Source organism: Nocardiopsis listeri NBRC 13360 (genome assembly GCF_001570765.1).
In the GTDB taxonomy this organism is placed as follows: Bacteria; Actinomycetota; Actinomycetes; order Streptosporangiales; family Streptosporangiaceae; genus Nocardiopsis; species Nocardiopsis listeri.
Window position 1 is genome coordinate 17,607 of record NZ_BCSH01000057.1, and the last position, 25,308, is coordinate 42,914.

At 69.9% G+C, this 25,308-nt stretch carries 23 protein-coding genes; 4 read left to right on the forward strand and 19 right to left on the reverse strand.

The annotated features are described in order from the left end of the window. Nucleotides 1-11: 11 nt before the first annotated feature. Nucleotides 12-1,610, reverse strand: a complete 1,599-nt coding sequence (locus NLI01S_RS17710) for an acyl-CoA carboxylase subunit beta (RefSeq protein WP_067606002.1) — start codon at nucleotides 1,608-1,610, stop codon at nucleotides 12-14. Continuing rightward, entirely contained in the window at nucleotides 1,607-3,361 is a 1,755-nt protein-coding gene (locus NLI01S_RS17715) for an acyclic terpene utilization AtuA family protein (RefSeq protein WP_067606073.1), read from the reverse strand. The genes NLI01S_RS17710 and NLI01S_RS17715 overlap by 4 nt, the downstream gene beginning before the upstream one ends. 161 nt (nucleotides 3,362-3,522) lie before the next feature. Here NLI01S_RS17715 and NLI01S_RS17720 point away from each other — a divergent pair, with 161 nt between their 5' ends. Beyond that, on the forward strand, nucleotides 3,523-3,984 hold the full coding sequence (locus tag NLI01S_RS17720; protein WP_067606004.1) for a hypothetical protein: 462 nt from the start codon (nucleotides 3,523-3,525) through the stop codon (nucleotides 3,982-3,984). Between the two features lie 99 nt (nucleotides 3,985-4,083). Further along, nucleotides 4,084-4,668, forward strand: a complete 585-nt coding sequence (locus NLI01S_RS17725) for a hypothetical protein (protein WP_067606005.1) — start codon at nucleotides 4,084-4,086, stop codon at nucleotides 4,666-4,668. A 64-nt stretch (nucleotides 4,669-4,732) separates the two neighbouring features. On the opposite strand, the gene NLI01S_RS17730 is transcribed toward NLI01S_RS17725, so the two are convergent. The 10 genes from NLI01S_RS17730 to NLI01S_RS17775 form a co-directional block, all read right to left on the reverse strand. Continuing rightward, nucleotides 4,733-6,022: a thymidine phosphorylase gene (locus NLI01S_RS17730; protein ID WP_067606007.1), complete on the reverse strand. Its 1,290-nt coding sequence runs from the start codon at nucleotides 6,020-6,022 to the stop codon at nucleotides 4,733-4,735. 72 nt (nucleotides 6,023-6,094) lie between these two features. Beyond that, nucleotides 6,095-6,514: a cytidine deaminase gene (locus NLI01S_RS17735; protein ID WP_067606008.1), complete on the reverse strand. Its 420-nt coding sequence runs from the start codon at nucleotides 6,512-6,514 to the stop codon at nucleotides 6,095-6,097. Then, a complete protein-coding gene (locus tag NLI01S_RS17740) occupies nucleotides 6,493-7,749 on the reverse strand; it encodes an ABC transporter permease (protein WP_067606010.1) in 1,257 nt (418 codons plus the stop codon). Before NLI01S_RS17740 ends, NLI01S_RS17735 begins: the two co-directional genes overlap by 22 nt. Continuing rightward, nucleotides 7,746-9,335: an ABC transporter permease gene (locus NLI01S_RS17745; protein WP_067606012.1), complete on the reverse strand. Its 1,590-nt coding sequence runs from the start codon at nucleotides 9,333-9,335 to the stop codon at nucleotides 7,746-7,748. The genes NLI01S_RS17740 and NLI01S_RS17745 overlap by 4 nt, the downstream gene beginning before the upstream one ends. Further along, complete coding sequence (locus NLI01S_RS17750) at nucleotides 9,332-10,933, reverse strand: ABC transporter ATP-binding protein (protein ID WP_067606014.1); 1,602 nt, start codon at nucleotides 10,931-10,933, stop codon at nucleotides 9,332-9,334. Before NLI01S_RS17750 ends, NLI01S_RS17745 begins: the two co-directional genes overlap by 4 nt. Before the next feature lie 191 nt (nucleotides 10,934-11,124). Further along, nucleotides 11,125-12,180: a BMP family lipoprotein gene (locus tag NLI01S_RS17755; RefSeq protein WP_067606015.1), complete on the reverse strand. Its 1,056-nt coding sequence runs from the start codon at nucleotides 12,178-12,180 to the stop codon at nucleotides 11,125-11,127. Between the two features lie 342 nt (nucleotides 12,181-12,522). Further along, nucleotides 12,523-13,254 (reverse strand): alpha/beta fold hydrolase, encoded by a 732-nt coding sequence (locus tag NLI01S_RS17760; RefSeq protein WP_067606017.1) that lies wholly within the window; start codon nucleotides 13,252-13,254, stop codon nucleotides 12,523-12,525. A 163-nt stretch (nucleotides 13,255-13,417) separates the two neighbouring features. Next, nucleotides 13,418-13,759: a biotin/lipoyl-containing protein gene (locus NLI01S_RS17765; protein WP_067606019.1), complete on the reverse strand. Its 342-nt coding sequence runs from the start codon at nucleotides 13,757-13,759 to the stop codon at nucleotides 13,418-13,420. Between the two features lie 5 nt (nucleotides 13,760-13,764). After that, the gene (locus NLI01S_RS17770; RefSeq protein WP_067606021.1) at nucleotides 13,765-14,787 is read right to left on the reverse strand and encodes an alpha-ketoacid dehydrogenase subunit beta; all 1,023 of its coding nucleotides are present in this window, start codon (nucleotides 14,785-14,787) and stop codon (nucleotides 13,765-13,767) included. After that, the gene (locus tag NLI01S_RS17775) at nucleotides 14,784-15,821 is read right to left on the reverse strand and encodes a thiamine pyrophosphate-dependent dehydrogenase E1 component subunit alpha (RefSeq protein ID WP_067606023.1); all 1,038 of its coding nucleotides are present in this window, start codon (nucleotides 15,819-15,821) and stop codon (nucleotides 14,784-14,786) included. The genes NLI01S_RS17770 and NLI01S_RS17775 overlap by 4 nt, the downstream gene beginning before the upstream one ends. Nucleotides 15,822-16,570: 749 nt before the next feature. On the opposite strand from NLI01S_RS17775, the gene NLI01S_RS17780 reads away from it, so the two are divergent. After that, nucleotides 16,571-17,065: an Lrp/AsnC family transcriptional regulator gene (locus tag NLI01S_RS17780; RefSeq protein WP_067606025.1), complete on the forward strand. Its 495-nt coding sequence runs from the start codon at nucleotides 16,571-16,573 to the stop codon at nucleotides 17,063-17,065. Between the two features lie 12 nt (nucleotides 17,066-17,077). Here NLI01S_RS17780 and NLI01S_RS17785 read toward each other — a convergent pair whose 3' ends face one another. The 7 genes from NLI01S_RS17785 to deoC form a co-directional block, all read right to left on the reverse strand. Further along, nucleotides 17,078-18,751, reverse strand: coding sequence for a phospho-sugar mutase (locus NLI01S_RS17785; RefSeq protein ID WP_067606027.1), 1,674 nt, complete (start codon nucleotides 18,749-18,751; stop codon nucleotides 17,078-17,080). 56 nt (nucleotides 18,752-18,807) lie between these two features. Then, entirely contained in the window at nucleotides 18,808-19,605 is a 798-nt protein-coding gene (locus NLI01S_RS17790) for a purine-nucleoside phosphorylase (RefSeq protein WP_067606029.1), read from the reverse strand. Further along, nucleotides 19,602-20,204, reverse strand: coding sequence for a GNAT family N-acetyltransferase (locus NLI01S_RS17795; protein ID WP_307602068.1), 603 nt, complete (start codon nucleotides 20,202-20,204; stop codon nucleotides 19,602-19,604). The genes NLI01S_RS17790 and NLI01S_RS17795 overlap by 4 nt, the downstream gene beginning before the upstream one ends. Before the next feature lie 2 nt (nucleotides 20,205-20,206). Then, on the reverse strand, nucleotides 20,207-20,842 hold the full coding sequence (locus NLI01S_RS17800) for a GNAT family N-acetyltransferase (RefSeq protein ID WP_223809286.1): 636 nt from the start codon (nucleotides 20,840-20,842) through the stop codon (nucleotides 20,207-20,209). A gap of 65 nt (nucleotides 20,843-20,907) precedes the next feature. Beyond that, a complete protein-coding gene (locus tag NLI01S_RS17805; protein ID WP_067606035.1) occupies nucleotides 20,908-21,882 on the reverse strand; it encodes an aldehyde dehydrogenase family protein in 975 nt (324 codons plus the stop codon). Beyond that, complete coding sequence (locus NLI01S_RS17810) at nucleotides 21,875-23,305, reverse strand: aldehyde dehydrogenase family protein (protein ID WP_067606037.1); 1,431 nt, start codon at nucleotides 23,303-23,305, stop codon at nucleotides 21,875-21,877. Before NLI01S_RS17810 ends, NLI01S_RS17805 begins: the two co-directional genes overlap by 8 nt. A 2-nt stretch (nucleotides 23,306-23,307) precedes the next feature. After that, on the reverse strand, nucleotides 23,308-24,255 hold the full coding sequence (deoC, locus tag NLI01S_RS17815; protein ID WP_067606039.1) for a deoxyribose-phosphate aldolase: 948 nt from the start codon (nucleotides 24,253-24,255) through the stop codon (nucleotides 23,308-23,310). Between the two features lie 359 nt (nucleotides 24,256-24,614). Between deoC and NLI01S_RS17820 the strand changes: the two genes are divergently transcribed. Continuing rightward, a complete protein-coding gene (locus NLI01S_RS17820) occupies nucleotides 24,615-25,301 on the forward strand; it encodes a hypothetical protein (RefSeq protein ID WP_067606042.1) in 687 nt (228 codons plus the stop codon). Nucleotides 25,302-25,308: the final 7 nt, after the last annotated feature.

Sequence of the window (25,308 nt, forward strand, 5' to 3'; positions counted from 1 at the left end):
CCTGGCCTCCTCTACATGCGGAAGACGCCGAAGGCGTCGGTGCCGGCGACGGGCGCGTTGTGCGCGAAGGACAGGCACAGTCCCAGGACGGTGCGGGTGTCGCGGGGGTCGATGACCCCGTCGTCGTAGACCCGGCCGGACAGGAACATCGGCAGGGACTCGGCCTCGATCTGGTTCTCGATCATCTCCCGCATGGCGCGGTCCTGTTCCTCGTCGTAGGGAAGCCCCTTCTTGGCGGCCGAGGCCCGGGAGACGATGGAGACGACCTCGGCGAGCTGCCCGGGGCCCATCACCGCCGAACGGGCGCTGGGCCAGGCGAAGAGGAAGCGCGGGTCGTAGGCGCGGCCGCACATCCCGTAGTGCCCGGCCCCGAAGGAGGCTCCGATGAGCACCGAGAAGTGCGGGACGGTGCTGTTGGAGACGGCGTTGATCATCATCGAGCCGTGCTTGATGATGCCGCCCTGCTCGTACTCGGCGCCGACCATGTAGCCGGTGGTGTTGTGCAGGAAGATCAGCGGGGTGTCGGAGCGGTTGGCCAGCTGGATGAACTGGGCCGCCTTCTGTGACTCCTCACTGAACAGCACGCCGTTCTCGTTGGCCAGGACGCCGACGGGGTAGCCGTGCAGACGCGCCCAACCGGTGACCAGACCGGTTCCGTAGGAGGGTTTGAACTCGTCGAACTCGGAGCCGTCGACGACGCGGGCGATGACCTCGCGGGGGTCGACGGGGACCTTGAGGTCGGGCGGCATGACGCCCAGGAGTTCCTCGGCGGGGTGGAGGGGTTCGGGTGCGGTGGCGCTCGGGGCGGGTCCGGCCTTGGTGTGGTTGATGCGGGCCACGATGCGCCGCCCTATCCGGATGGCGTCGTGTTCGTCCTCGGCCAGGTGGTCGGCGAGCCCGGACACCTCGGCGTGCATGCGCGCCCCGCCCAGGGATTCGTCATCGCTCTCCTCCCCGGTGGCGGCCTTGACCAGTGGCGGCCCGCCCAGGAACACCTTGGCCCGGTCGCGCACCATGACCACGTGGTCGCTCATGCCGGGGACGTAGGCGCCACCGGCGGTGGAGTTGCCGAAGACCAGGGCGATGGTGGGGATGCCGGCCCTCGACAGGCGGGTGAGGTGGCGGAAGGTGCCACCGCCGGGGATGAAGATCTCCTTCTGGGTGGGCAGGTCGGCGCCGCCCGACTCCACCAGGCTGATCATCGGCATCCGGTTGCGTTCGGCGATCTCCCCTGCGCGCACCGACTTCTTCAGAGACCAGGGGTTGGTGGCGCCGCCCCGAACCGTCGGGTCGTTGGCCACGATCACGCACTCGACCCCGCAGACCACGCCGACGCCGGTGACCACGCTCGCACCCACCTGGAAGTCGCTGCCCCAGGCGGCGAGGGTGGACAGCTCCAGGAAGGGACTGCCCTCGTCGAGGAGGAGTTCGACGCGTTCGCGGGCGAGCAGGCCACCTCGGGAACGGTGGCGTTCGACGTAGCGCTCACCACCACCGGCCAGGGCCTTGGCGTGTTCGGCGTCGATCTCGGCGAGCCTGCCGAGCATCTCCTCCCGCGCCCGGGCGTAGGCCGGGCCGCGGGTGTCGAGTCTGGAGGTCAGGACGCTCACGGGTTCTCCTCGTTGTTCGAGGTCGGGGGGTGTTCCAGTAGCGACACCGGAACGGGGAAGCGGCGCGCGCGCAGCCATTCGCCGAGCCCCTTGGCCTGGGGGTCCGGGCCCTCGCGGCGGGCGGTGCCGGGGGCCAGGATCCCTTCGATCCAGAAGTCGACGGCGCGCAGGTTGGGCAGCGGATGGCGGGTGACGGTCAGCTCCGCGATCTCGGGCAGCAGCTCGCGCAGGACGTCCACGGTGAGGGTGTGGGCGAGCCAGTGCCAGCCCTCGTCGGTGGTGGCCCACACGCCCAGGTTGGCGTGGGCGCCCTTGTCGCCACTGCGGGCGCCCAGCACCAGTCCGAGGGGGACGATGCGCGTGGGGCCCTCGGGCGGCGGCGCGGGCGGGGCCGGTTCCGGTACAGGGGCGAGCCCGAGGGTGCGTTCGGGTGGCGCGACCGCTTCCCGGTCACCGTCGGGGGTGATCACGGTGTGCTCGACCTCCGTGGCGGGGACGAGGGCGTGCGTGGCGGTGACCCCGTCGGGGCGTGCGTCGCGCGGTGGCGCGGTGATGTGGAACCCGGCGTAGCTGCCGAGGGCGAGTTCCACGGCGGCGGCGCCGAAACGGCGACCGATGACGGCCGGGTCGCCGTCACGGGCCACGACCTTCAGGCGTGCGGTCGCGTCGTCCTGGGTGCGGCCGTGGGGGTCGACTGCGGGGGTGAACTCGAAGCGCAGCTCCGTGGGCGGACGGTGTTCGAGGGCGGCGCGCATCTGCCGCTCGGCCCGCGCGGCCTTGGCCTGGGCGTCCAGTCCGGTGATGAGGAACTCGACCTCGTTGCGAAAGCCCGTGAGCCGGGTCAGGCCGACCTTGACGTCGGGTGGCGGGTCCTCCCCCCTCACCCCCTCGACCCGCACCCGGTCGGGTCCCTCCTGGGTGAGGCGGACGGTGTCGAGTCGAGTGGTGACGTCGGGTCCGGCGTAGCGGGCGCCGTCGATCTCGTAGACCAGTTGGGCGGTGACGGTGCCCACCGTGACCGCGCCTCCGGAACCCTCGTGCTTGGTGATGACGCTGCCGCCGTCGGCGGCGATCTCGGCGATGGGGAAGCCGGGGTGGTCCAGGTCGCGACCGACGAGCTCGTCGGTCAGCGCGTAGTTGCCGCCGGTGGCCTGGGTGCCGCACTCGATGACGTGTCCGGCCACGGTCGCGCCGGCCAGGGCGTCGACGTCCGCACGGGTCCAACCGAAGTGGGAGACGGCCGGGCCCACCACGAGGGACGCGTCGGTGACCCGCCCGGTGACGACGATGTCGGCGCCCAGGTCCAGGCAGCGGGCGATGCCGAACCCGCCGAGGTAGGCGTTGGCGGTGAGCGGGTGCCCGAAGTCGAATTCCTCGGCCCGGTGCAGGACGTCGTCACCGGTGACGCAGGCGATACGGGGCTCGAAGCCCAGGCCCTCGGCGAGTTCGGTGAGCTTGTCGGCCAACCCTCGGGGGTTGAGCCCACCGGCGTTGGTGACGATCCGGACCCGGTGCTCCATGATCAGCCCCAGGCATTCCTTCATCTGTTCGAGGAAGGTCTTGGCGTAGCCCCGTGCGGGGTCGGTCAGTTGGTCGCGGCCGAGGATGGCCATGGTGAGTTCGGCCAGGTAGTCACCGGTGAGGACGTCCACCGTGCCTTCGGTGAGCATCTCGCGTACCGCGCCGAGGCGGTCTCCGTAGAATCCGGAGGCGTTGCCGACCCGCAGGGAGGGGGCTGCTGTAGCGGTCATGGAAACGAGAGTGACACCGGACACAGAAAAAAACAAGCACCTGCGATTGTTTCTGATTCGCCCGGTTCAGGGCTCCTATCCGACGAAATGGCCGGAACCGGACGCGATCATCCCGTTACGGAGGGCGTCCTTCGGGACATGGGGCCGGTATTTTGACGCGGGTGAGCACCTCCTCAGAAGACACCAAGGACACCACCCCCACCTCCAAGGCATCCGAAGCCACCGAGGACGCCGAGACCCGGACGCCCGTCGAGGGCGGCGCGGGAGAAGCCTTCGTCTCCGGTGTCCCCGAACCCCGACCCGCCGGCCTGTTCGGACCCGAGACCTTCAGCGTGGCCGGGCTCCTACTGCTGGCCACCACCCTCTTGTCCACCGAACTGGTGGCGATCTTCAACCAGCACACCCTGACCGGCGCACAGGGCACCCTGAGCGCGGCGGTCCAGGGACAGCTGACCGGAGCCGGCCTGTTCTCCGCCTTGGCCGTGGTGAGCGCCGCCGTGGCGCTACTGCGCGCCGCGCCCACCACCCGACCGTGGGCACGCCACCTGGCCGCGGCCACGGTCATCGTCGGCCTGTTGCTGGTCCTGCTGACCGTGACCTCCTACGTCCTGTTGTCCCCCTGACCCCCGTTCCCGGGCCGGAGACCCCTCCGGCCCGGTTCCCTACGCCCACCAGGCGATTCTTAGGCACTGCTTATACACACCCCCGGGTACGTTGGCCGCGTGAGTACGACACCGGAAGAGAACACAGGGCCCGAGAACACCACGACCGATCCGGAGGAGTCCGGTCGGCCGAGCTTCGAACCGGCCGGGACCGAGCCCGAGCCCGAGGCCTCGACGGAGACGCCCCACGAGGCGGCCGAGGGGCAGGACCCCGACCAGGAAGGGGACCTGAACGACGACGCGGAGCCTGTCGCCGGGTCGACGGCCGATCACCGTCCCGGGGGCGCCCTGTCCGCGGAGACCTTCGGTATCGTCGGCCTGGTCCTGCTCGGCGTGACCATCATGTCCGGGCAGCTCCTGGAGATGCTCACCAGCATGATCCTGGTGAGCGGACAGCCCATAGCGCCCGAGCAGATCGGCCACATCGAGCTCCAGCTGATGATGGGCGGCGGGGTGGCGCTGCTCGCGGTGCTCTTCGCGGGTCTGTCGCTGGCGCTGCTCAACCCGGGCACCCGCCCGTGGGCCAAGTGGGGCGCGACCGCCACCGTGATCGTGGGACTGCTGTTCGTGATCATCGCGGCGGTGACCTTCTACATGGTCCCCGAGGCGGCCGAGCAGCAGATGATGCCGCCGATCATGGACTGACGCCCATAGGAGAGTCCACCCGATCGGCCGGGGCCCCTCGTGGGCCCCGGCCGGGGTCTGGACCTCAGGCCACGCGGTCGATGACCAGCGGCCTCGGGGTCCACTCGTCGGCGTCACCGATGTCGCAGGCGCCCTCCAGCGCCTCGGCGGCCCACTCGAAGCGCTCGGCCTCGTCGGTGCGCAGGGTGAACAGCGGTTCGCCCGCGACGACCTCCTCGCCCGGCTTGGCGTGCAGGGTCACGCCCGCGCCGAAGGACACCGCGTCCTCCTTGCGTGCCCGCCCCGCGCCGAGCCGCCAGGCGGCCAGACCGACCTGGTAGGCGTCCAGGCGGGTCACCACACCGGAGGCCGGGGCGAGCACCACGCGGCTCTCGGCGGCCTCGGGCAGGGGCGCGTCCGGGTCGCCGCCCTGGGCACGGATCATGTCCTTCCAGGACTTCAGGGCGCTACCGTCGCGCAGCGCCTCGGCCGGGTCCTTGATCCCGTTCTCGCCCGGGGTGAGCCCGGCGGCGGCGAGCATCTCCCGGGCCAGGGCCACGGTCAGCTCCACCACGTCGGCCGGTCCGCCACCGGAGAGCACCTCCACCGCCTCGGCCACCTCCAGGGCGTTGCCGACCTGACGACCCAGCGGGCTCTCCATGTCGGTCAGCAGCGCCACGGTGCGCACCCCGTGGTCGTTGCCGATGTCCACCATGGTGCGGGCCAGCTCACGGGCCGCGGGCAGATCCTTCATGAACGCGCCCGAACCGACCTTGACGTCGAGCACCAGCGAGCCGGTGCCCTCGGCCAGCTTCTTGCTCATGATCGAGGCGGAGATGAGCGGGATCGACTCGACGGTGCCGGTGACGTCGCGCAGGGCGTAGAGCTTGCGGTCCGCCGGCGCCAGCCCTGAACCGGCGGCGCAGATCACCCCGCCGGTGTCGACGATGACCCGCCGCATCTCCTCGGTGGACAGCGAGGCCCGCCAGCCGGGGATGGACTCCAGCTTGTCGAGGGTGCCGCCGGTGTGACCCAGCCCGCGCCCGGACAGCTGGGGCACCGCCGCCCCGCAGGCCGCCACGGTGGGCGTCAGCGGCAGGGTGATCTTGTCACCCACCCCTCCGGTGGAGTGCTTGTCGGTGGTGGGTCGGGTCAGGTCGGAGAAGTCCAGGCGTTCCCCGGAGTCCAGCATGGCCTCGGTCCAGCGGGCCACCTCGGTACGATCCATCCCCTTGATGAAGATGGCCATGGCCAGCGCCGACATCTGTTCCTCGGCGATCTCGCCACGGGTGTAGGCCGCGATCACCCAGTCGATCTGTTCGGGGGTGAGCTCCACCCCGTCCCGCTTGGCGCGGATGATCTCGATGACGTCCATGTCATGTCCCTTCCAACGACGTCTCCCCGGCCACGCGGGGCGGGACCGGGGAGACGCCTTGCGATCGACTGATCAGGTGAGGTTGTGCGGTCCGAACGCCTGGGGCAGCACCCGATCCAGGGAAAGGATCCCCTCGGGCGTGTCCAGGAGCATCTCGGGTCCGCCGTGTTCGTACAGCAGCTGACGACAGCGCCCGCACGGCATCAGGGCCTCGCCCCGCCCGTCCACGCACGCGAAGGCGACCAGTCGGCCGCCCCCGGTGGCGTGCAGGGCGCTGACGAGTCCGCACTCGGCGCACAGACCCACGCCGTAGGAGGCGTTCTCGACGTTGCAGCCGCTCACGACCCGGCCGTCGTCGACCAACGCGGCCGCGCCCACCGGGTACTTCGAGTAGGGCGCGTAGGCGCGCGTCATGGCTTGCCGGGCGGTCTCTCTCAGCGCCGCCCAGTCCACGCTCGTCCCGGGTCCGCTCATGATCGGCTCGCCCTCCACTGCTTGCCCACCCCGGCGGGTGCCCTGAGCCGTTGCGAGGCCAGGGACAACACCAACAGGGTGGCGACGTGCGGGCTGTAGGTGGCCAGCTCGCGGGGCAGCGAGTCGGTGCTGAAGTACCACAGCAGCAGCACGACCGCGGCGAGGAAACCGGCGATGGCGATGCCCTTGCGGTCCTTGCGCACCTGCCAGACGGCCACCACCAGCAGCACCACGGCCAGGAGCAGCAGCAGGGCGTGGATGGCCGCGCCGCCGCCGCGCACCTGGAGGGCGTCGGTGTAGCCGAACAGGCCCGCGCCCATGGCCAGGCCGCCCGGACGCCAGTTACCGAAGATCATCGCGGCCAGACCGATGTAGCCGCGGCCACCGGTCTGTCCCTCCTGGTAGATCTGCGAGGCGACGACCGCCAGGAACACCCCTCCCATACCGGCCAGGCCACCGGAGACGACCACGGCGATGTACTTGAGGGTGTACACCGGCACGCCGAGGGACTCCGCGGCGTCGGGGTTCTCGCCCACCGACCGCAACCGCAGACCGAAGGTGGTCTTCCACAACACCAGGTAGGTGATCGGGATCAGCAGGATGGCGATGAGGGTGAGCGCGGACATGCGCGTGGTGAGACCGATGACCAGCGACGCCAGGTCGCTGATCAGGAAGGTCCCGCTCTGGGCGACGGGGGCGAGGGCCTCGGGCAACCACGGAACGTTCAGGGTCGGGAACGACGGCGCCACCGGGGACTGGGCCGCGCCCGCGCCGGGGATGTCGGAGTAGATCAGGATCGACATGTAGCGCATGGCGCCCAGGGCCAGGATGTTGATGGCCACACCGGACACGATGTGGTCCACGGCGAAGGTCACCGTGGCCACCGCGTGCATCAGGCCACCGAGCATGCCGCCCATGGTCCCCGCGATAAGGCCGATCCACGGGTTGTCGAAGCTCCACGCGAAGTAGGCCCCGAACCAGGTTCCGAAGATCATCATGCCTTCGAGGCCGATGTTGATGATGCCCGCGCGTTCGGCCCACAGACCGCCGAGACCGGCCAGTCCGATCGGGACCGCGAAGGTCAGCGTGGTACGGACGGTGCCCGCGTCGGTCAGCATGTCCTGGCCGGTGATGACCCGCAGGCCCGCCAGGGACACGAAGACCGCCATCAACAGGGTGAGGACGCGCCAGCGCGCCCACCCCTTGGGTCGGCGCTTGGTCACCGACTCCATCACGTTGAGTTCCTGGCTCACTGTGCCTCCCCACCGCTCTTGTCGTCGGTGCCGTCTTCCTTGGAACGGCCGGGGACGCTGTCGTCACCCTCGTCGGAACCGTGCTCCGGTCCGTGGGACACGGCCGCGGGCTCCGGTGTGGTCTCGGTCGTCTGACCGAGCTGCCTGCCGATCTGCTGTTGCTCGTAGCGACGGCCCCAGCGGTGGACCACCTCGTAGACCACGACGACCGTGAGGACGATGGTGGCCTGCGCGATGACCGCGATCTCCTGGGGGATGCCGTCGAAGGGCAGGATGCCCGCCGCCTGGTTCAGGAAGGCCCAGAACAGGGAGGCGAAGACGATGCCCACCGGGTGGTTGCGGCCCAGCAGCGCGATGGCGATACCGATGAAGCCGATCCCGGTCGGGAAGTCCAGGGCGTAGTAGTGGGAGCTGCCGAGCAGTTGCGGCAGTCCCACGAGTCCCGCGACCATGCCGGAGAAGAGCATGGACAGGAAGACCATCTTCTTGACGTCGACACCACTGGCCTCGGCCGCCGTCTTGGACTGGCCGGTGGCCCGCAGCTCGAAGCCGAACCGGGTGCGGTTGAGCATGATCCAGTAACCGATGCCGACCGCGACGGCCAGGAAGATCAGGCCGAAGATCTCCCGCTCCGAACCGAGGAAGGTCGCCGGGATACCGGGGACCCAACCGGACTCGGGGATGGGCGGGGTACCGATGTTGTTGGTGCTGATCTCGACCGCGAGGCGCCCCTCGGTCAACAGGTAGGCGGTGATGCCGGTGGCGATCGAGTTGAGCATGATCGTGGAGATCACCTCGGACACGCCACGGGCGACCTTGAGGTAACCGGCGATGCCCGCCCACACGCCACCGACCGCGACCGCGGTGACGATGACGACGAACTGGCTGATCACCGGTGGCAGGACCAGGTACCCGCCGACCGCGGCCGCCAAAAGCGCCGCCAGCCGGTACTGACCGTCGACGCCGATGTTGAACAGCTTCATCTTGAAGCCGATCGCCACGGCCACGGCGGCCAGGTAGTAGGTGACGCCGTCGTTGATGATCTGCACCATGCTGTTGGGCCTGGTGCCGTACTCCAGCATCCGCTCGAAGGTGGCCAACGGCGTGATGCCACTGAAGTACAGCACCGCCGCGGTCACCGCGATGGCGAGGATCCCCGCGGCGAACACCGCGGCGAAGGACAACGCCAGCATGGCGGACAGGCGATGGAACAGCAGGAACGCCAGCGCGGCGCCGATGGCACCGCCGAGCAGGGCCGCTGCCCACTCCTGGAGTTGCAGGTCCAGCAACCAGGCGGACAGCAGACCCGACACCACGGCCAGGAGCAGCGCCGTGGGCACCACCAGGGTCTTGTGGAGGGCGGTCCCCTCCTCCGTGGCGCCGCCGGATCCGGCACCTCGCTCATCCGGAATCAGTGGGGCGGCCCAGGCCACGAAGCCGAAGGCCACCACCACGCCGATGATGACCGCCACCCACCACAGCAGCGCCAGGTCGAGCCCCGCGGTGACCCCGGCGCCCAGGACGACCGCGATCGCGGCGACCACGGGCCCGGACATGGTCATGTCGGGGCGGGGAAGCTTACTCATGCGCCGCCCTCGTTCTCTTCTTCGTCGGTACGGTCGCTCGCACCGGAATCGCTTTCCCGGTCGCCCGACAGGCCGGCGCCGGTCATGGCGGAGCCGAGCTGTTCGGGGGTGACGTCGGTCGGGTCGGCCTCGGCCACCAGTCGGCCGCGCAGGATGACGTGCAGCGTGTCGGACATGCCGATCAGCTCGTCCAGGTCCGCCGAGATCAGCAGCACGGCCAGGCCTTCGGCCCGGGCCTCGCGCAACTGCTCCCAGATCGCGGACTGGGCGCCCACGTCCACGCCCCGGGTGGGGTGCGCGGCGACCAGGAAGCGCGGTTCCCCGCTCATCTCCCGACCGATGATGAACTTCTGCTGGTTACCGCCGGAGAGCGCGTCCGCGATGACGTCGATGCCGGGGGTGCGCACGTCGTACTCGGCGACGATGCGCTCGGAGTCCGCCCTGGCACCGGCCCTGTTGATCCAGGGTCCGCGGACGCTGGGTTCACGGGTCTGGTGACCGAGGACGCGGTTCTCCCACAGCGGGGACTCCAACAGCACGCCGTGGCGGTGCCGGTCCTCGGGGATGTAGCCGACGCCCGCCTCACGGATGCGCAGCGTGGACCACGAGGTGACGTCGTCCTCCTCCAGGCGAATGTGACCGGAGGAGACCCGACGCATGCCCATGATGGCCTCGATGAGCTCCGACTGGCCGTTGCCCTCGACTCCCGCGATGCCGACGATCTCACCCTTGTGGATGTCCACGGAGACGTCGTCCACGACCTTGCGGCCGTCGGCGGAGGTCACGGTGATCCCGTCCAGGGACAGGACCACGTGGTCGGTGACGGTGGACTCGCGCAGCTCGGGGACGGGCAGTTCGCCACCGACCATCAGTGTGGCCAGTTCCCGCGCGGTGGTGGTGCGCGGGTCAGCGGTGGCGACGGTGGTACCACGTCGGATGACGGTGATCTCGTCGGCGACCGACAGGACCTCGTCGAGCTTGTGCGAGATGAAGATGACGGTCAGGCCCTCGCGCTTGAGTTCGCGCAGGTTGTCGAAGAGTTCGTCGACCTCCTGCGGGACCAGGACCGCGGTGGGCTCGTCCAGGATGATGGTCTCGGCGCCTCGGTAGAGGACCTTGAGGATCTCCACGCGCTGGCGGTCGCCGACGCCCAGGTCCTCCATCAGGCGGTCGGGTTCGACCCCGAGACCGTACTGACCGGACAGGGCGCGGATCTGTTCACGGGCCTTGTTGCCGATGCCATGACGGCGTTCGGCGCCCAGGACCACGTTCTCCAGGACGGTCAGGTTGTCGGCGAGCATGAAGTGCTGGTGCACCATGCCGATGCCGTTCTTGATCGCGTCGGAGGGCGAGTGGAACCGCACCTCCCGACCCTTGACGTGGATGGTGCCCTCGTCCGGCCTGTGCATGCCGTACAGGGTCTTCATCAACGTGGACTTACCCGCCCCGTTCTCGCCGACGATGGCGTGCACGGTACCGGGAGCCACGGTGATGTCGATGTCGTGGTTGGCCACGACGCCGGGAAAACGCTTGGTGATCCCGCGCAGCTCAACGGCGGCGGGTCCGTTCGACCCGCCGCCCGATGGCGTGCTGCTCATCAGACTCCTCTTGGGGAACTTGCGGCGGGGCGCGGGCGGGCCGGGGTACGGCCACGTCCGGACACCTTCGTCGCGGTGCGGCTACCGGGCGGAGCCGAAGGGGGTCTGCGCCCCCTCCGGCTCCGTTCCTCGTGACCGGTGTGGATCACGGCGCGGGCCCGGTGCCCGCTCGGTGGTGGGTTCCGTGCCCGTCAGGGCTCGGTGGGAACCTCGATGTCACCGGCGATGATCTGCTCCTTGAGCTCGTCGAGCTCCTCCTGCAGCGGAGCGATCTCCTCTTCGTTGGTGGTGGTGTAGTCCACGCCGCCCTCGCTGAGGTCGAAGCGCTGGATGCCACCCTCGACACTGTCCTCGGTGGCGGCCTTGATCAGCTCGAACACCGAGAGGTCGACCTGCTTGATGGCGGAGGTCAGCACGTGCGGCTTCTGCTCGTCGTCGGCGTTCTCGTACTGGTCGCTGTCGACGCCGATGAAGGTGAAGTCGTTGTCCACGGCCGACTCCAGGACACCGTTGCCGGAGGCGCCGGCGGCGTGGTAGATGACGTCCGCGCCACGGTCGTACTGGGCCTGGGCGACCTCGCGGCCACGGGCCGGGTCGCTGAAGCCGCTCATGTCCGGCGGCTGGCTCAGGTAGTCGATCTCGACGTCGATGGCCTCGTCGACGTGTTCGACGCCCGCGCTGAAGCCCGCCTCGAACTTGTGGATCAGCGGGGTTTCGACACCGCCGACGAAACCGACGTGGTCCTCCTCGGTGGTCAGCGCCGCGGCGGCACCGGCCAGGAAGGAGGCCTGCTCCTCGGCGAAGACGAGGCTGGTGACGTTGTCGATCCCATCGATCTCGGAGTCCACGATCGCGAAGTGGACCTCCGGGTACTCGGGCGCGACCGCCTGGATGGCGGCGTCGTAGGCGAACCCGACCGCGATGACGACGTCATAGCCCTCATCGGCCATGGTTGCCAAACGCTCCTCCTTGGCGGAGTCCGGCTCGCCGTCGGACGGCTCGAAGTCCTGGGTCTGCACGCCCAGCTCCTCGGCCGCCTGCTCCAAGCCTCGGAACGCGGAGTCGTTGAAGGAACGGTCGCCGCGACCACCGACGTCGTAGGCCAGGCCCACGCGTACTTCGGAGGTCTCGTCCCCGCCCTCGGCACCGCCGTTGTCGCCGTCTTCGACCGCGTTGTCGCACGCGGTGAGTGCCAGCATGCCCGCCGCGGCGACCGCGGCGAACTTGGCTGCGTTACTACGCTTCACTTGGGTAACTCTCCCCTTCGCCCTCTCAGCGGTGCCGCATTCCGCGCGGGACCGGCCTGAGTTCTGCAGCCGGACGATATCCCGTTGCGGAAAGTACACCTAACCCACGGTCGGAGTTGTTATGAAGGCGAGAGCCAAGTGACACGGGGGCCTTACTCGAAAGTTGCCGAGAGCGCACCGGGAGGGGCCGCCCGTTCGGCCTTTCTCGGTTTTCGACCCCCTCTTCCCTGGCAGAACACGGGATTACGACCGGTTGTACCGTGACCCTCACCTTTGGTCACACATCCACGTGGAAGCCGGCCGGTCTAGACCGGCCTGACCCAATATTCCGGGCCCGCCCGCTCAGCCGGCGAGGAAGTCCACCGCGGCCTGCTTGAACACACGGGAGGAGACCGCGTTGGCGTGGTCCCGTCCGGGGATCTCCACGAAGACGCCCTCGCAGGAAGCGGCCAGGTCGGTGGCGCCCTCGGCCACCGTGTCCTTGGCCCCGGCCACCAGCAGGATCGGCACGCCCTCGGGGCGGGGTTCGACGGTGAAGGGATCGGCGGCCTGCCCCCGTGCGCAGGCGGCGAGCGCTTCGGGGTCGTTGCCCGGCAGTCCGCCGACCGCGCGGAAGACGTGGTCGAAGGGGGTGTCTCCCGCTCCGGGTTCGTCCGCGCCCAGGCAGGCCGGCGCGTCGACCGGGCCGAACCCGCCCAACACCACGCGGCGCACGCGTTCGGGTGCGGTGAGCGCGAGAGCCCAGGCCAGTCTGGACCCCATGGAGTAGCCGACCACGTCGACGCTCGGCAGACCGAGCTCGTCGAGGAGCCGGAGAAGGTCGGCGACGAAGTGTTCGGGCAGATAGAGCCCGCTGTCGGTGGGTTTGTCACTGCCTCCGTGGCCGCGCAGGTCCGGACCGATCACCCGGCGCCCCTCGGTCTCCAGTGTCCGGAGCCAACCGGTGGCCCGCCAATTCATGTCGAAGGAGCTCCCGAAACCGTGCAACAGAAGCACCGGAACGGAGTCACTCGGGACCTGCGGCGGAAAATCCGTATAGCTTATTGTCACGTCTCCGACGAGATTCGCTGTCATGAATCCTTCTGCACCTTTCCCGGTTCGGGTATTTCACCAAAGAGAACGGAGACCCATTCAGATGTTCCTCTGAGTGAATGGTCGGCACAAGGGCTTTCACTCGTGCCGACATCCGAACGGGTCTCCGATGAGGACGGGGCTTTCGGACCGAGGGGTCGGTCGGTCAGTCCGTCGGGGGTTTGAGGCGGACCCTTCGTCGCGGCGTGGCCTCCTCGGTGGGCACCTTGCCCACGATGCCGGCCCGAGGTGTCTCCTCCACCTCCACCGCGAAGGTCACCAGCGGGTCGCCGACCGGGACGACCCCCTCCTCCTGTGCGTGCAGCTCCACCACGCGTCCGGCCTTGGGCGAGGGGATCACCACGGCGGACTTGGTGGTCTCCACCTCGACCAGCGGATCGTTGCGGCCGATCACGTCGCCGACCGACACCTGCCACTCCAGGACGGTCGCCTCGACCAGTCCCTCACCGAGGTCGGGAAGGGCGAAGGTGATGTTCTCTTCTGGCATGTGGGCTAGTACTCCAGGGTGCGCTGGACCGCGAGCAGGACGCGGTCGATCGTCGGCAGGTACTGGGACTCCAGGGGACCGGCCGGGTAGGGGACGTCGAAGCCGGTGACGCGCTGGACCGGGGCGGCCAGTTCACGGAAGCAGCCGTCGGTGATCAGGGTGGCGACCTCCGCGCCGAGCCCCGCGGTGAGCGGCGCCTCGTGGACGACCACGGCACGCTTGGTGCGCGAGACCGAGGCCACGAGCCCGGCGGCGTCGATGGGTTTGAGCCAGCGAAGGTCCAGCACCTCCAACTCCACGCCGTCCTCGGCCGCGAGTTCGGCCACCCGCACGCACTGGTGCACCATGGCGCCCCAGGCGACGAGGGTGGCGTGCCGGCCCGGGCGGACGATCCGACTGGTTCCGATGGGGTCGGTGGGCTCGCTGAGCCGAACCGGTCGGCGGTCCCAGTAGCGGGCCTTGGGTTCCATGTACACGACCGGATCGTCGGAGCGCACCGACTGCAACAACAGGCCGTAGGCCTCACCCGGGTCGGAGGGGGCCACGACCTTCAGACCGGGGGTGTGCGCGAAGAGCGCCTCCAGGCTCTCCCCGTGGTGTTCGGGGGCCTGGATGCCGCCGAAGGAGGGCAGCCGCAGGGTGATCGGCATGGGCGCGGCGCCGCGGGTGCGGTAGTTCATGCGCGCCACCTGGTTCACGATCTGGTCGATGGCGGGGTAGGCGAAACCGTCGAACTGGAGCTCGGGCACGGGCCGCAGGCCGTTCATGGCCAGACCGACCGCCATGCCCATGATGGCGGACTCGGCCAGGGGGGTGTCGAAGACACGCTGCGCCCCGAACTCCTTCTGTAGCCCGTCGGTGACGCGGAAGACACCGCCCAGGGCGCCGACGTCCTCACCGAAGACGAGCACCTTCGGGTCCTCGGCGAGCAGGACGCGCAGGGCCCGGTTGATGGCCTGCTGCATGGACAGTTCGACCGTCTCGCCTCGGGGATCCGGTGCGGCGGCGCGCTCGATCAGCTCGGTCACAGCTCGACCTCTTCCTGCCAGGTTCGGTGCTGCCGGGTGAGTTCCTCCGTGGTCTCCCGGAACACGTGGGTGAACAGTTCGGAGCCGTGGGGCTCGGGGGCCTCGGCGACACCGTCGCGGATCCGCTCGGCCCGTTCGGCGGACTCGGCGTCGATCCGGTCCAGGTCGACCTCATCGGCGTGACCGGCCTCGACCAGCGCGGCGCGCAGCAGTGTGAGGGGATCGCGTTCGCGCCAGCGGGCGGCCTCCTCCTCGTCCCGGTAGCGGGCGGAGTCGTCCGAGGTGGAGTGCGGTTCGACCCGGTAGGTGAGGGCCTCGATGACGGTGGGGCCGCCGCCCTCCCTGGCCCGCTGGACGGCCTTGGCGGTCGCGGTGTGGACGGCACCGACGTCGTTTCCGTCCACCAGGACGCCTTCGATGCCGTAGCCCTGGGCGCGCGCGGCGATGGAACCACCGGCGACCTGGCGGTGGTTGGGCACCGACAACGCCCACTGGTTGTTCTGGCAGAAGAAGATGACGGGCGCCGTGAAGACCCCCGCGAAGTTCATGGCCTCGTGGACGTCGCCCTCGGAGCTGGCTCCATCGCCGAAGTAGGCCATGGCCACGCCCTCGCCACCTCGGAGTCTTTCACCGATCGCCCAACCGACGGCGTGCGGCACCGGCCCGCCCACGACCGCGTTGATGGCGCCGAACCGGGCGTCCATGACGTCGTAGAGGCCGCCGTGCCACAGGGCTCGGTGGGTGGCCATGTAACCGACCATCTCGACGCCGTAGGCGAGGGCGGCGGCCATCTCTCGGTAGGTGGGGAAGACGAAGTCGCGGGTGGGATCGAGCGCGGTGGCCCCGCCGACCTGTGCGGCCTCCTGTCCTCGGACGGAGACGTAGGCGGGGAAGACGCCCTGGCGTTGCAGGGCGATGGCCTCGGTGTCCAGGTCTCTGGCGGTACGCATGTCGCGATAGAGACGGCGGGTGAGTTCGGGTGACAGGTGTTCCACGGTGATGGAGTCCTGGCCCGTGGACTCTCGGGGTGGCATGGCGAGCGGCTCCCAACATGGCCTTTGGGCGCGCGGTGGCACGCCACCGGGCTCGGGGTGGTCACGTTCCTACCCTCGATTCTCCGTACGACTGGACGGTTTCGCTAGATACAGCCGAACAGTCGAGACGTTCAAGCACATTCGAGCCAGGGTTGTTCTCTTACGTCCAGGATTCGATGTCTGGAGAAGCGAAAAACGACACGCTACGCCAAACATCACGAATCATGATCAACCACCCGTGACTCGGGCCGCCCGACGCGGCGAACGTCCACCGCTTGCCGACACCCCGCTCACCCCGGAACGGACACCGACGCGTTGCGATCCGAACACGAGGGGTGCCTGAGCGGCACCGAGGCCCGTACCTTCGGAACCCCGCCCACTGGAGTCGTTGCATGTCCCCACAGTTACGACAAATAGCACCGAAATGGCCGATTCAGCGAGAAAATATGTCTGATTCAGGACACCACGGTGTAGTTACCGACCAGTCGGGGAAACCCACCACCCATCCCGCGCGTCAACCATGAGTACAGTCGATCGTCCACCAACGCGTTCGCCACTTGGTGATTCGCACAAGAGTTCCGGAGCGCGTCCCTCGTCCCCCGACCCTCATCGCCCGAACCCGCGCCCGTATCTCGCCGACTGAGATTTCAATGGACGAAAACAACGTTCACCTGGTATTTCCTTAGCTCCCTGTCAACGTTGACAGCAAGGAGCCGAGCACTACGACAAGAGCACACGAGGAGCACGCAATGGCCATGGGCGACCAGCGCAGGAACGGCCGGCGGCCGGACTCGACCGACCAGACCATCCTGAGCGCTCTCGCCAAGGACGCTCGAACCGGCATCACGGAGATCGCCGCACTGGCCAACGTCTCCCGCGCGACGGCCTACAACCGGATCAAGCGGCTCACCGATGAAGGCGTCATCCGCGGCTACTCCGTGGTGACCGACCACTCCAAGATGGGTCTGGGCGTCACCGCGCTCGTGCTCATCTCCGGCAGCCAGCCCGACTGGCGCGCCAACCGGGAGATCCTCTCCTCCTACCCGGAGATCGAGTACTGCTGGTACGTGGTCGGGTCCGCCGACATCGTCCTGCTCGTCCGGGTCGCCAACACCAACCAGTTGCGCGATCTGATCCTGACCCGGCTCCAGGCGCTCCCCGGAGTCACCTCGACCCAGACCCTCACCGTCATAGACGAGGTCGTACACCGCCCCGTCGTCGAACCCACCGAAGAGGCGGAGTGAACCCCGCCCCGATCATCCCCTGACCGCTTCGGCGACCGAGGCCATCAGCTCGGACAGCACCTTCGAGCCCTGCGCGCGGATGGCCGCGACGTCGCCCCCGACCCCCGACACCACCTCGGCGTAGGCCTTCAGCTTGGGTTCGGTACCCGAGGGGCGCAGCGTGACCCGCCCCCGCACCGCGCCCTGGAGTTCGAAGCGCAGCGCGTCGGTCGGCGGCAGCCCCTCGTGACCGCCGGCGAAGTCGACGACCCCTGACACCTTCAAGGGACCGAACGCGGTGGGCGGTTCGGCGCGCAACCGCCGCATCGCCGCGGAGATCTCCGACAGGTCCTGGACCCGCACCGAGAGCTGATCGCTCAGGTGCAGGCCGAACTCGCGGGCCTGCTCGTCGATCAGGTCCAGGAGGGTCCGTCCCTCGCGCTTGGCCGTCGCGGCCAGGGCCATCGCCATCAGGGCGGCGCCGATCCCGTCCTTGTCCGCGACCGGTCTCCCGCCGTCGCCGCCCACGCAGTAGCCCAGGGCCTCCTCGTAGGAGAACACCCGCCGCTGTCCCGGCGCGCCGGCCCTGGCCAGCCACTTGAACCCGGTGAGGGTCTCCTCGTAGTGCACTCCCCGGGCGCGGGCGATCTTCTCCAGCAGACTGGAGGAGACGATGGAGGTGGCCACGACCCGTTCGGCGCCGCTGGTGTGGTCCAGGACGTAACGCGCGAGCAGCCCGCCCACCTCGTTGCCGGTGAGCATCCCGTACCCGGGGATCCCCAGGGCGAGCCGGTCGGCGTCGGGGTCGTTGGCCACGATCAGGTCCGCGCCGGTCCGCTCCCCCAGGGCCAGCGCCAGGTCCATGGCGCCCGGTTCCTCCGGGTTGGGGAAGTCCACCGTGGGGAAGGCGGGGTCGGGCTCGAACTGTTCGGCGACCACCGTGGGGGCGGCGAACCCGGCGCGACGGGCCGCCTCCACCAGCACCCGGCCGCCCACACCGTGCATGGCCGTATAGACCACCGACAGGTCCCGGTCACGGCCCAAGGGCAGCGCGGTGACCGCGTCCAGATAGCGCTCCAGCGCCTCGGGCCCCAGCACCGTCCAGTCCCGACCCGACGGCAGGTCGCCCACGGGTCCGACCGCGTCGATGGCGGCGGAGATCTCGGCGTCCACCGGGGAGACGATCTGGCTGCCCGCGTCGTCCCCGGCACCGCCCACGTAGACCTTGTAGCCGTTGTCCTTGGGCGGGTTGTGGCTGGCGGTGACCACGATCCCCGCGTCCGCGCCCAGGTCGCGCAGGGTGTAGGCGAGCACCGGGGTGGGCAGCGGCTCCGCCAGCAAGGACACGCGGTGACCGGCCCCGGTGAGGACGGCGGCGCTGTCGTGGGCGAAGTCCTCCGACCGGTACCGGGCGTCGTAACCGATCACCACGTGCTTGCCACCCTCCCCCAACCAGGAGGCGATGCCCGCGGCGGCGCGCATGACCACCACCCGGTTCATCCGGTCGGGTCCGGCCCCGAGCTCACCGCGCAGACCGGCCGTGCCGAACTCCAGTCCGGTGGCGAACCGGTCCCCCAGGTCGGCCAGGGCGGCGGCGTCCCCGGTCTCGGCTCGGACGATCAGGTCGGACAGTTCGGCCCGGGTGACGGGGTCCGGGTCCTGGTCGTACCAGTCCCGGGCCCGGGCGAGGAGTTCGGTGGCGGTCAAGGCGGATACCTTCCGGGTGGGTCGCTGGGAGGGGCGCTGCGAGCGAGTTCGTTCGGTCAGATCTTGGCGACGATGTCGGCCAGCAGGCGGCCGACGGCCTGGGCGGAGTCGCGTCCGGTCGCCAGGACCTCCTGGTGGTCGAGGTTGGCGCCCTCCAGGCCCGCGGCGATGTTGGTGACCAGGGACATGCCGAGCACCTCGGCGCCGGCGGCGCGGGCGGCGATGGCCTCCAGCACGGTGGACATGCCGACCAGGTCGGCGCCCAGGGCCCGGAGCATGCGGACCTCGGCGGGCGTCTCGAAGTGCGGGCCGGGCATGGCCGCGTAGACGCCCTCGTGCAGGTCCGGGACCACGTCGTGGGCGATGGCGCGCAGTTCGGGGCTGTAGGTCCGACTCAGGTCGACGAAGTCGGCGCCGGACAGCGGCGACTTCGCGGTCATGTTGATGTGGTCGCAGAGCAGTACCGGGGAACCGACGGCGTAGTCGGTGTTGATGCCGCCCGCGGCGTTGGTGAGCACGATCTTGCGGGCCCCGGCGGCGACGGCGGTACGCACACCGTGCACGACGGAGTCGGTGCCGTGGCCCTCGTACAGGTGGGTGCGCCCCAGGAACGCGAGGATGTTCCGGTCGCCGTCACCGATGGAGCGAACGGTGCCACTGTGGCCGTCCACGGCCGGCTTCAGGAAGCCGTGCAGCTCCGACGAGGGCAGCTCGTACTCGGCGTCGCCGAGCAGGTCGGCGGCGGGTGCCCATCCGGAGCCCATCACCAGGGCGATGTCGTAGCCGTCCACACCGGTGCGTTCACGCAGTTCGGTTGCGGCCTGTTCGGCGGCGGCCTGGGGTGTGCGAGTCACTGCGGGTTCTCCGTTCGTCGGTGCCGCGGGCGCGGCTCGGGGCGGGCTTCGATGTCCAGGGGTCGTGCCATCACGTACTGGGGGCCCGCGTTGCCCGGGACGGTGGTCCCGGTGAAGGCGAAGCCCGCGGCGGTGTAGACACGCTGTGCCGAGAGGTTGTCCCGGTTCACACAGAGCACGATCTTCTCCGCGCGCGGGGCGATCGTCGAGGCGGGCCGGTCGAGCAGGGGCGGGGCACAGGAGGTACGACCGATGCCTCGGCCCTGCCATTGTGGTGTGACGTAGTAGGCGCGCATGAGCACCGCGCGCTCCGGCTCGTCGACCGGTAGGGCTCCCACGTTCCCGTCGAGGACACCGAACCCCGCGCAGCGTGCACGCGCGTCCCGCTCCCCGTCGATCGTCGCCGCCCCGACCACGATCGCGTAGGCAAGACGCGCGGGGTCGGCGTCCGCCTCGGGCAGGGTCCGCGCGGGCAGCCCGGTGAAGCGGAGCTGTTCGGGCGGCAGGTCGTGGTCGAACAGCGCCTCGCGCAGGTCGGTGGTCTCCGGCGTGGCCCGGCCCAGCGGGACCAGGCGCACGTCGGGGCGTTCATGGTCCACGGTCAACGTGGCTCCGGGAGCCGTGGCACCGGGTGCGATCCGGTCTGTAGTGGTCGGGCGAACACGCGCTGGGGCCCGTGTTCACCGGCGTCGTAGTGGCGACCGGTGGGTGCGAACCCGGCGGCGCGGTAGGTGCGTTCGCCGTCCTCGTTGCCCTCGTTGAGGCACAGGACGATCTGTTCGGCGCGAGGGGCGACCTGGGCGACGAGCAGGTCGAGTAGTGGGGCCGAGCACGCGGTGCGGCCGATCCCCTTGCCCTGGTGTTCGGGTGCGACGTAGAAGGCGCGCAGCAGCACCGCCTCGTCGGGTTCGTCGACGATCTCGCGCAGGACCCCGCGCCGGTCGACGATACCGAACCCGACGCAGGCGTTCAGGGCGCCGGCATGGTCGGACAGGTCGCCCTCGGTGAGGACGATGGCGTACGGAAAGCGTTCGGGGTCGTCGTCGGCGCGGGGCAGGGTGTGCACCGCCTCGTCGACGAACCTGCGCTGCCCGGGGGCGACCCGTTGACGGGCCACCACCTCACGCAGCAGATCGACCTCGGGGTTGTGGCGGTCCAGACGGACCAGGCGCAGTCCGGGGACCGTGCGGTGTTCGGGAACGGGGGGCTGAACCTCTTCGGGGGTGTTCGCCGGCACCTTCATCCTCCACTCGCTGTCGGAGCGGGCCCTTCTCGATCGCGAAGCGGGCCCGCCCGTCAGTCTTACACTCCGACCGGATGCCAAACCGTCTTGGTCTCCAGGAACGGCGTCAGGCGAGAGGTTCCGGGGTCGGTGTCGAGCCAGGCCTGCTCGCCGCCGTCGGCCTCCGGTCCGGGGCGCAGTACCCGGGTGAGGGTGGTGGCGGCGGCCCTCTCGAACTCCACGGCCCGGTCGCCCGTACCGGCCAGGTCCAGGGCGTCGACGTCGGCGTGCGCGGTCAAATGCGGGCCGAGCTCACCCACGTTCCCGGTGAGGACGTTGACGACCCCGCCGGGAACGTCGGAGGTGGCGAGCACCTCGGCGAGCTCGATCGCCGGCAGCGGAGCGGTCTGGGAGGAGACCACCACCGCGGTGTTGCCGGTGGCGATGACCGGGGCCAGCACCGAGGTCAGGCCCAGAAGCGGCGCGCCCTGGGGCGCGAACACCACGACCACACCGGTCGGTTCGGGCGCCGAGTGGTTGTAGTACGGTCCGGCGACGGGGTTGGCGCCCCCGATGACCTGGGCGAACTTGTCGGTCCAGCCGGCGTAGTACACCCAGCGGTCCACGGCGGCCCGCACGTAACGGTCGGCCTTGGCCCGGGTGATCCCTTGGGCGGCGACCAGTTGCTCGGCGAACTGGGCGTGCCGTCCCTCCATGACCTCGGCGATCCGGTAGAGGATCTGGCCGCGGTTGTAGGCGGTGCGTCCGGACCAGCCACCGAAGGCCTTGCGGGCCGTGGCCACGGAGTCACGGGCGTCCTTGCGGGAGGCCAGCGAGGCGTTGGCCAGATGGGTACCGTCCGCTGAGGTCACGGGGTAGCTCCTGCCCGACTCCGAGCGGGGGAAGGCACCGCCCAGGTAGAGCTTGTAGGTCTTCTTCACCGCCAGGCGGGCCGGGACCTCGGCGTCGACCTGGGTCGGGGCCTTGGCTCCGTCCTTGGTCGGGGCCTTGGCCTCGCCCTTGTCCTTCTTCTTGTTCTCGCGCCGCTCAGCCAAGGTAGGCCTCCAAACCGTGTCGCCCGCCCTCGCGGCCGTATCCCGACTCCTTGTAGCCACCGAAGGGGCTGGTCGGGTCGAACTTGTTGAACGTGTTGGACCAGATGACGCCGGCGCGCAGACGCTCGGCGGTCCAGAGCATGCGCGAGCCCTTCTCGGTCCACACCCCGGCGGAGAGCCCGTAGGGGGTGTTGTTGGCCTTGGTCACGGCCTCTTCGGGAGTGCGGAAGGTCAGCACCGACAGCACGGGGCCGAAGATCTCCTCGCGGGCCACGCGGTGGGCCTGGCTGACGCCGGTCAGCACGGTGGGCGCGAACCAGTAGCCGGACTCGGGCAGGTCGCGGGCCGGCGACCAGCGCTCCACTCCCTCCTCGTCGGCGGTGTCGGTGAGCTCGCGGATCCGCTCCAGCTGGGCGGCGGAGTTGATCGCGCCGATGTCGGTGTTCTTGTCCAGCGGGTCGCCCAGGCGCAGCTTGGCCACGCGCGCCTTGAGCCGGGGCAGGAACTCCTCGGCGATGGACTCCTGGATCAGCAGACGCGAGCCGGCGCAGCACACGTGGCCTTGGTTGAAGAAGATCCCGGTGACCACGCCCTCCACGGCCTGGTCGATGGCCGCGTCGTCGTAGACGATGTTGGCGCCCTTGCCGCCCAGTTCCAGGGTGAGGCGCTTGTCGGTGCCGGCCACGGACCGCGCGATCTGTCGGCCCACCTCGGTGGAGCCGGTGAAGGCGACCTTGTCGGTGCCCGGGTGCTCGACCAGGGCCCGGCCGGTCTCGCCCGCGCCGGTGAGGATGTTGACCACGCCCGGGGGAAGCTCGGCCTCCTGGCAGATCTGGGCGAAGACCAGCGCGGTGAGCGGGGTGGTCTCGGCCGGCTTGAGTACCACGGTGTTGCCGGTGGCCAGCGCCGGGGCGATCTTCCACGCCAGCATCAGGAGCGGGAAGTTCCACGGGATGACCTGGGCGGCCACGCCCAGCGGCCTCGGGTTCGGGCCGAACCCGGCGTGGGCGAGCTTGTCGGCCCAACCGGCGTAGTAGAAGAAGTGCGCGGCGACCAGCGGAACGTCGACGTCGCGGGTCTCCTTGATGGGCTTGCCGTTGTCCAGTGTCTCCAGGACGGCCAGCTCGCGCGAACGCTCCTGGATGATCCGGGCGATGCGGAACAGGTACTTGCCGCGTTCGGCGCCGCTCATGCGGCCCCACACGGTCTCTTGGGCGCGGCGGGCGGCGGCGACGGCGCGGTCGACGTCGGCCGCCCCGGCCACGGCCACCTGGGCGAGTTCCTCCTCGTCGGCCGGGTTGAGGCTGGTGACGTACTCACCGCCCTGGGCCGGGACGAACTCTCCGTCGATGAACAGGTCGTAGGTCTGGCGCAGACCGACGACGGAGCGGGACTCCGGTGCGGGCGCGTACTCGAAGATCACGGCTAGTCCTGCGTGTAGTAGTCGGGGCCCGGGTAGGTGCCGGTGGACAGCCTGGTGCGCTGCATGAGCAGGTCGTTGAGCAGGCTGGAGGCACCGATCCGGAACAGGTCCGGGGTGAGCCACGCGGGCCCGGCGGTCTCGTTGACCAGCACCAGGTTGCGGATGGCGTCCTTGGTGTTGCGGATGCCTCCGGCGGGCTTGACGCCGACGCGGCGACCGGTCTCGGCGTGGTGGTCGCGCACGGCCTCCAGCATGATGAGCGTGACCGGGAGCGTGGCGGCCGGGGCCACCTTGCCGGTGGAGGTCTTGATGAAGTCGCCACCGGCGCGCATGGCCAGGTGGGAGGCGCGGCGCACGTTGTCGTAGGTGTTCAGCTCACCGGTCTCCAGGATGACCTTCAGGTGGGCGTCCCCGCAGGCCTCCTTGACCGCGACGATCTCCTCGTGCACCTTCAGGTAGTCGCCGGACAGGAACGCGCCGCGGTCGATGACCATGTCGATCTCGCTCGCGCCGTCGGCCACGGCCCGCCGAGTGTCGGCGAGCTTGACGTCCAGGGGCGCGCGACCGGCGGGGAAGGCGGTGGCGACCGAGGCCACCCCGATGCCGGTGCCGCGCAGCGCCTCCACCGCGGTGGCGACCATGTCCGGGTAGACGCACACGGCGCCCACCTTGGGCACGGTGCGGTCGGCCGGATCGGGCAGGGCCGCCTTGGCGCACAGGGACCGGACCTTGCCCGGGGTGTCGGCGCCTTCGAGGGTGGTCAGGTCCACCATGGAGATCGCCAGGTCGATGGCGGCCGCCTTGGCGGTGGTCTTGATGGACCGGGTGGACAGGTCCTGGGCCCGGGCCCGGGCGCCGACCTCGTCGACACCGGGCAGGCCGTACAGATGGGCCCGGAGCGCGTGGTTCGTGGTCGCCTCGGGCGCGGTCGCGGTGTGTGACACGGGCACCTACAGCTTCGTCGGTTCACTGTGACCGTCCGCCACCGGATGGGCGGGGACGGCGGGTCCCGGGTCGGCCGCGGGGGATCCGCGTCCCGGCCGGGGCCGTCAGGCAGTCACCATAACCCCGGGCCCCGTCGGTGGCATCGCCTCGTGTGTTCGGGGCCATCAAGGTTGGAGGAGTCTCCAATGCACATGTCTCGTGAGCGTTGTTCCTTCCTCCCAACAGCCGCTCGAATCACCCCAAAACGGCACTTTCTCCGGCCTGGCTCATCGCCCCCACCCCAAGCGCGGTCTAGACCGGACCACTCCCCTGGGCGGTTCGGAGCCGGCGCCCAGCGTCGCCCCTCGCGGCTACGCTGGGCGCCATGGCGGAATTCCGGATCAGTAGCGACGACACCCAGGTCGACCTGCGGAAGATGGCGCTCGCCCTGGCCGAGTCCCAGGGGTGGGCGCGCGATGACGTGAGCATCTGGGACAACCGGCGAGGCGAGGTGATCGTGACCGTCGACGACGCACTGCTGCGCAAACCCGTCGCGGACCCTGACCACCGACCACGGCACACCCCGCACGCCGTGCACGAGGCCTGTGAGCTGATCCGTCGACAGGACCCGTCACTGCGGGGGGTGGACTTCGCTTTCCTCAAGGCCGAGTCTGCTCGCTTCTTCTCCGCCGGGTGGACCCTGGCCGACCTGCGGCACGCCCTCCTCGAACGCCCGGACGGGTCGGTCTGGGACCGGGGCGAGGAGTTCCGGGGCGGGCGTTGGTTCGTCCAGCGTCTGGCCGCTTGGAAGACCCCCGACGGCGACATCCGCCCCTCCCTTTCCCAGGAGGCCTCCCAACTGCGGGTGATCGGCAAGGCCGGGCTGCCCATGGACATCGGACTGCCCGAGGACGCCGAACTCGCGCAGCGGCCGGTGGCCCGCCCGGAGGTGGCGCGCTCGGCCGCCGACGACGCCCGTCGACTGATCCGACAGAACACCCGGACCACCACCGACTCGCTCGCCCACCGGGACCGCACCTCGGCCAACATCCGACGGCCCGGGGAACGTTGACCGGTTC

What these genes read in the sequence shown, in the direction of transcription:
- NLI01S_RS17780 (WP_067606025.1), top strand. Translation starts at nt 16,571, where the DNA reads ATGGCCATGGGCGACCAGCGCAGGAACGGCCGGCGGCCGGACTCGACC.
- NLI01S_RS17820 (WP_067606042.1), top strand. Translation starts at nt 24,615, where the DNA reads ATGGCGGAATTCCGGATCAGTAGCGACGACACCCAGGTCGACCTGCGG.
- NLI01S_RS17715 (WP_067606073.1), bottom strand. Translation starts at nt 3,361, where the DNA reads ATGACCGCTACAGCAGCCCCCTCCCTGCGGGTCGGCAACGCCTCCGGA.
- NLI01S_RS17760 (WP_067606017.1), bottom strand. Translation starts at nt 13,254, where the DNA reads ATGACAGCGAATCTCGTCGGAGACGTGACAATAAGCTATACGGATTTT.
- NLI01S_RS17750 (WP_067606014.1), bottom strand. Translation starts at nt 10,933, where the DNA reads ATGAGCAGCACGCCATCGGGCGGCGGGTCGAACGGACCCGCCGCCGTT.
- NLI01S_RS17745 (WP_067606012.1), bottom strand. Translation starts at nt 9,335, where the DNA reads ATGAGTAAGCTTCCCCGCCCCGACATGACCATGTCCGGGCCCGTGGTC.
- NLI01S_RS17765 (WP_067606019.1), bottom strand. Translation starts at nt 13,759, where the DNA reads ATGCCAGAAGAGAACATCACCTTCGCCCTTCCCGACCTCGGTGAGGGA.
- NLI01S_RS17730 (WP_067606007.1), bottom strand. Translation starts at nt 6,022, where the DNA reads ATGGACGTCATCGAGATCATCCGCGCCAAGCGGGACGGGGTGGAGCTC.
- NLI01S_RS17775 (WP_067606023.1), bottom strand. Translation starts at nt 15,821, where the DNA reads ATGCCACCCCGAGAGTCCACGGGCCAGGACTCCATCACCGTGGAACAC.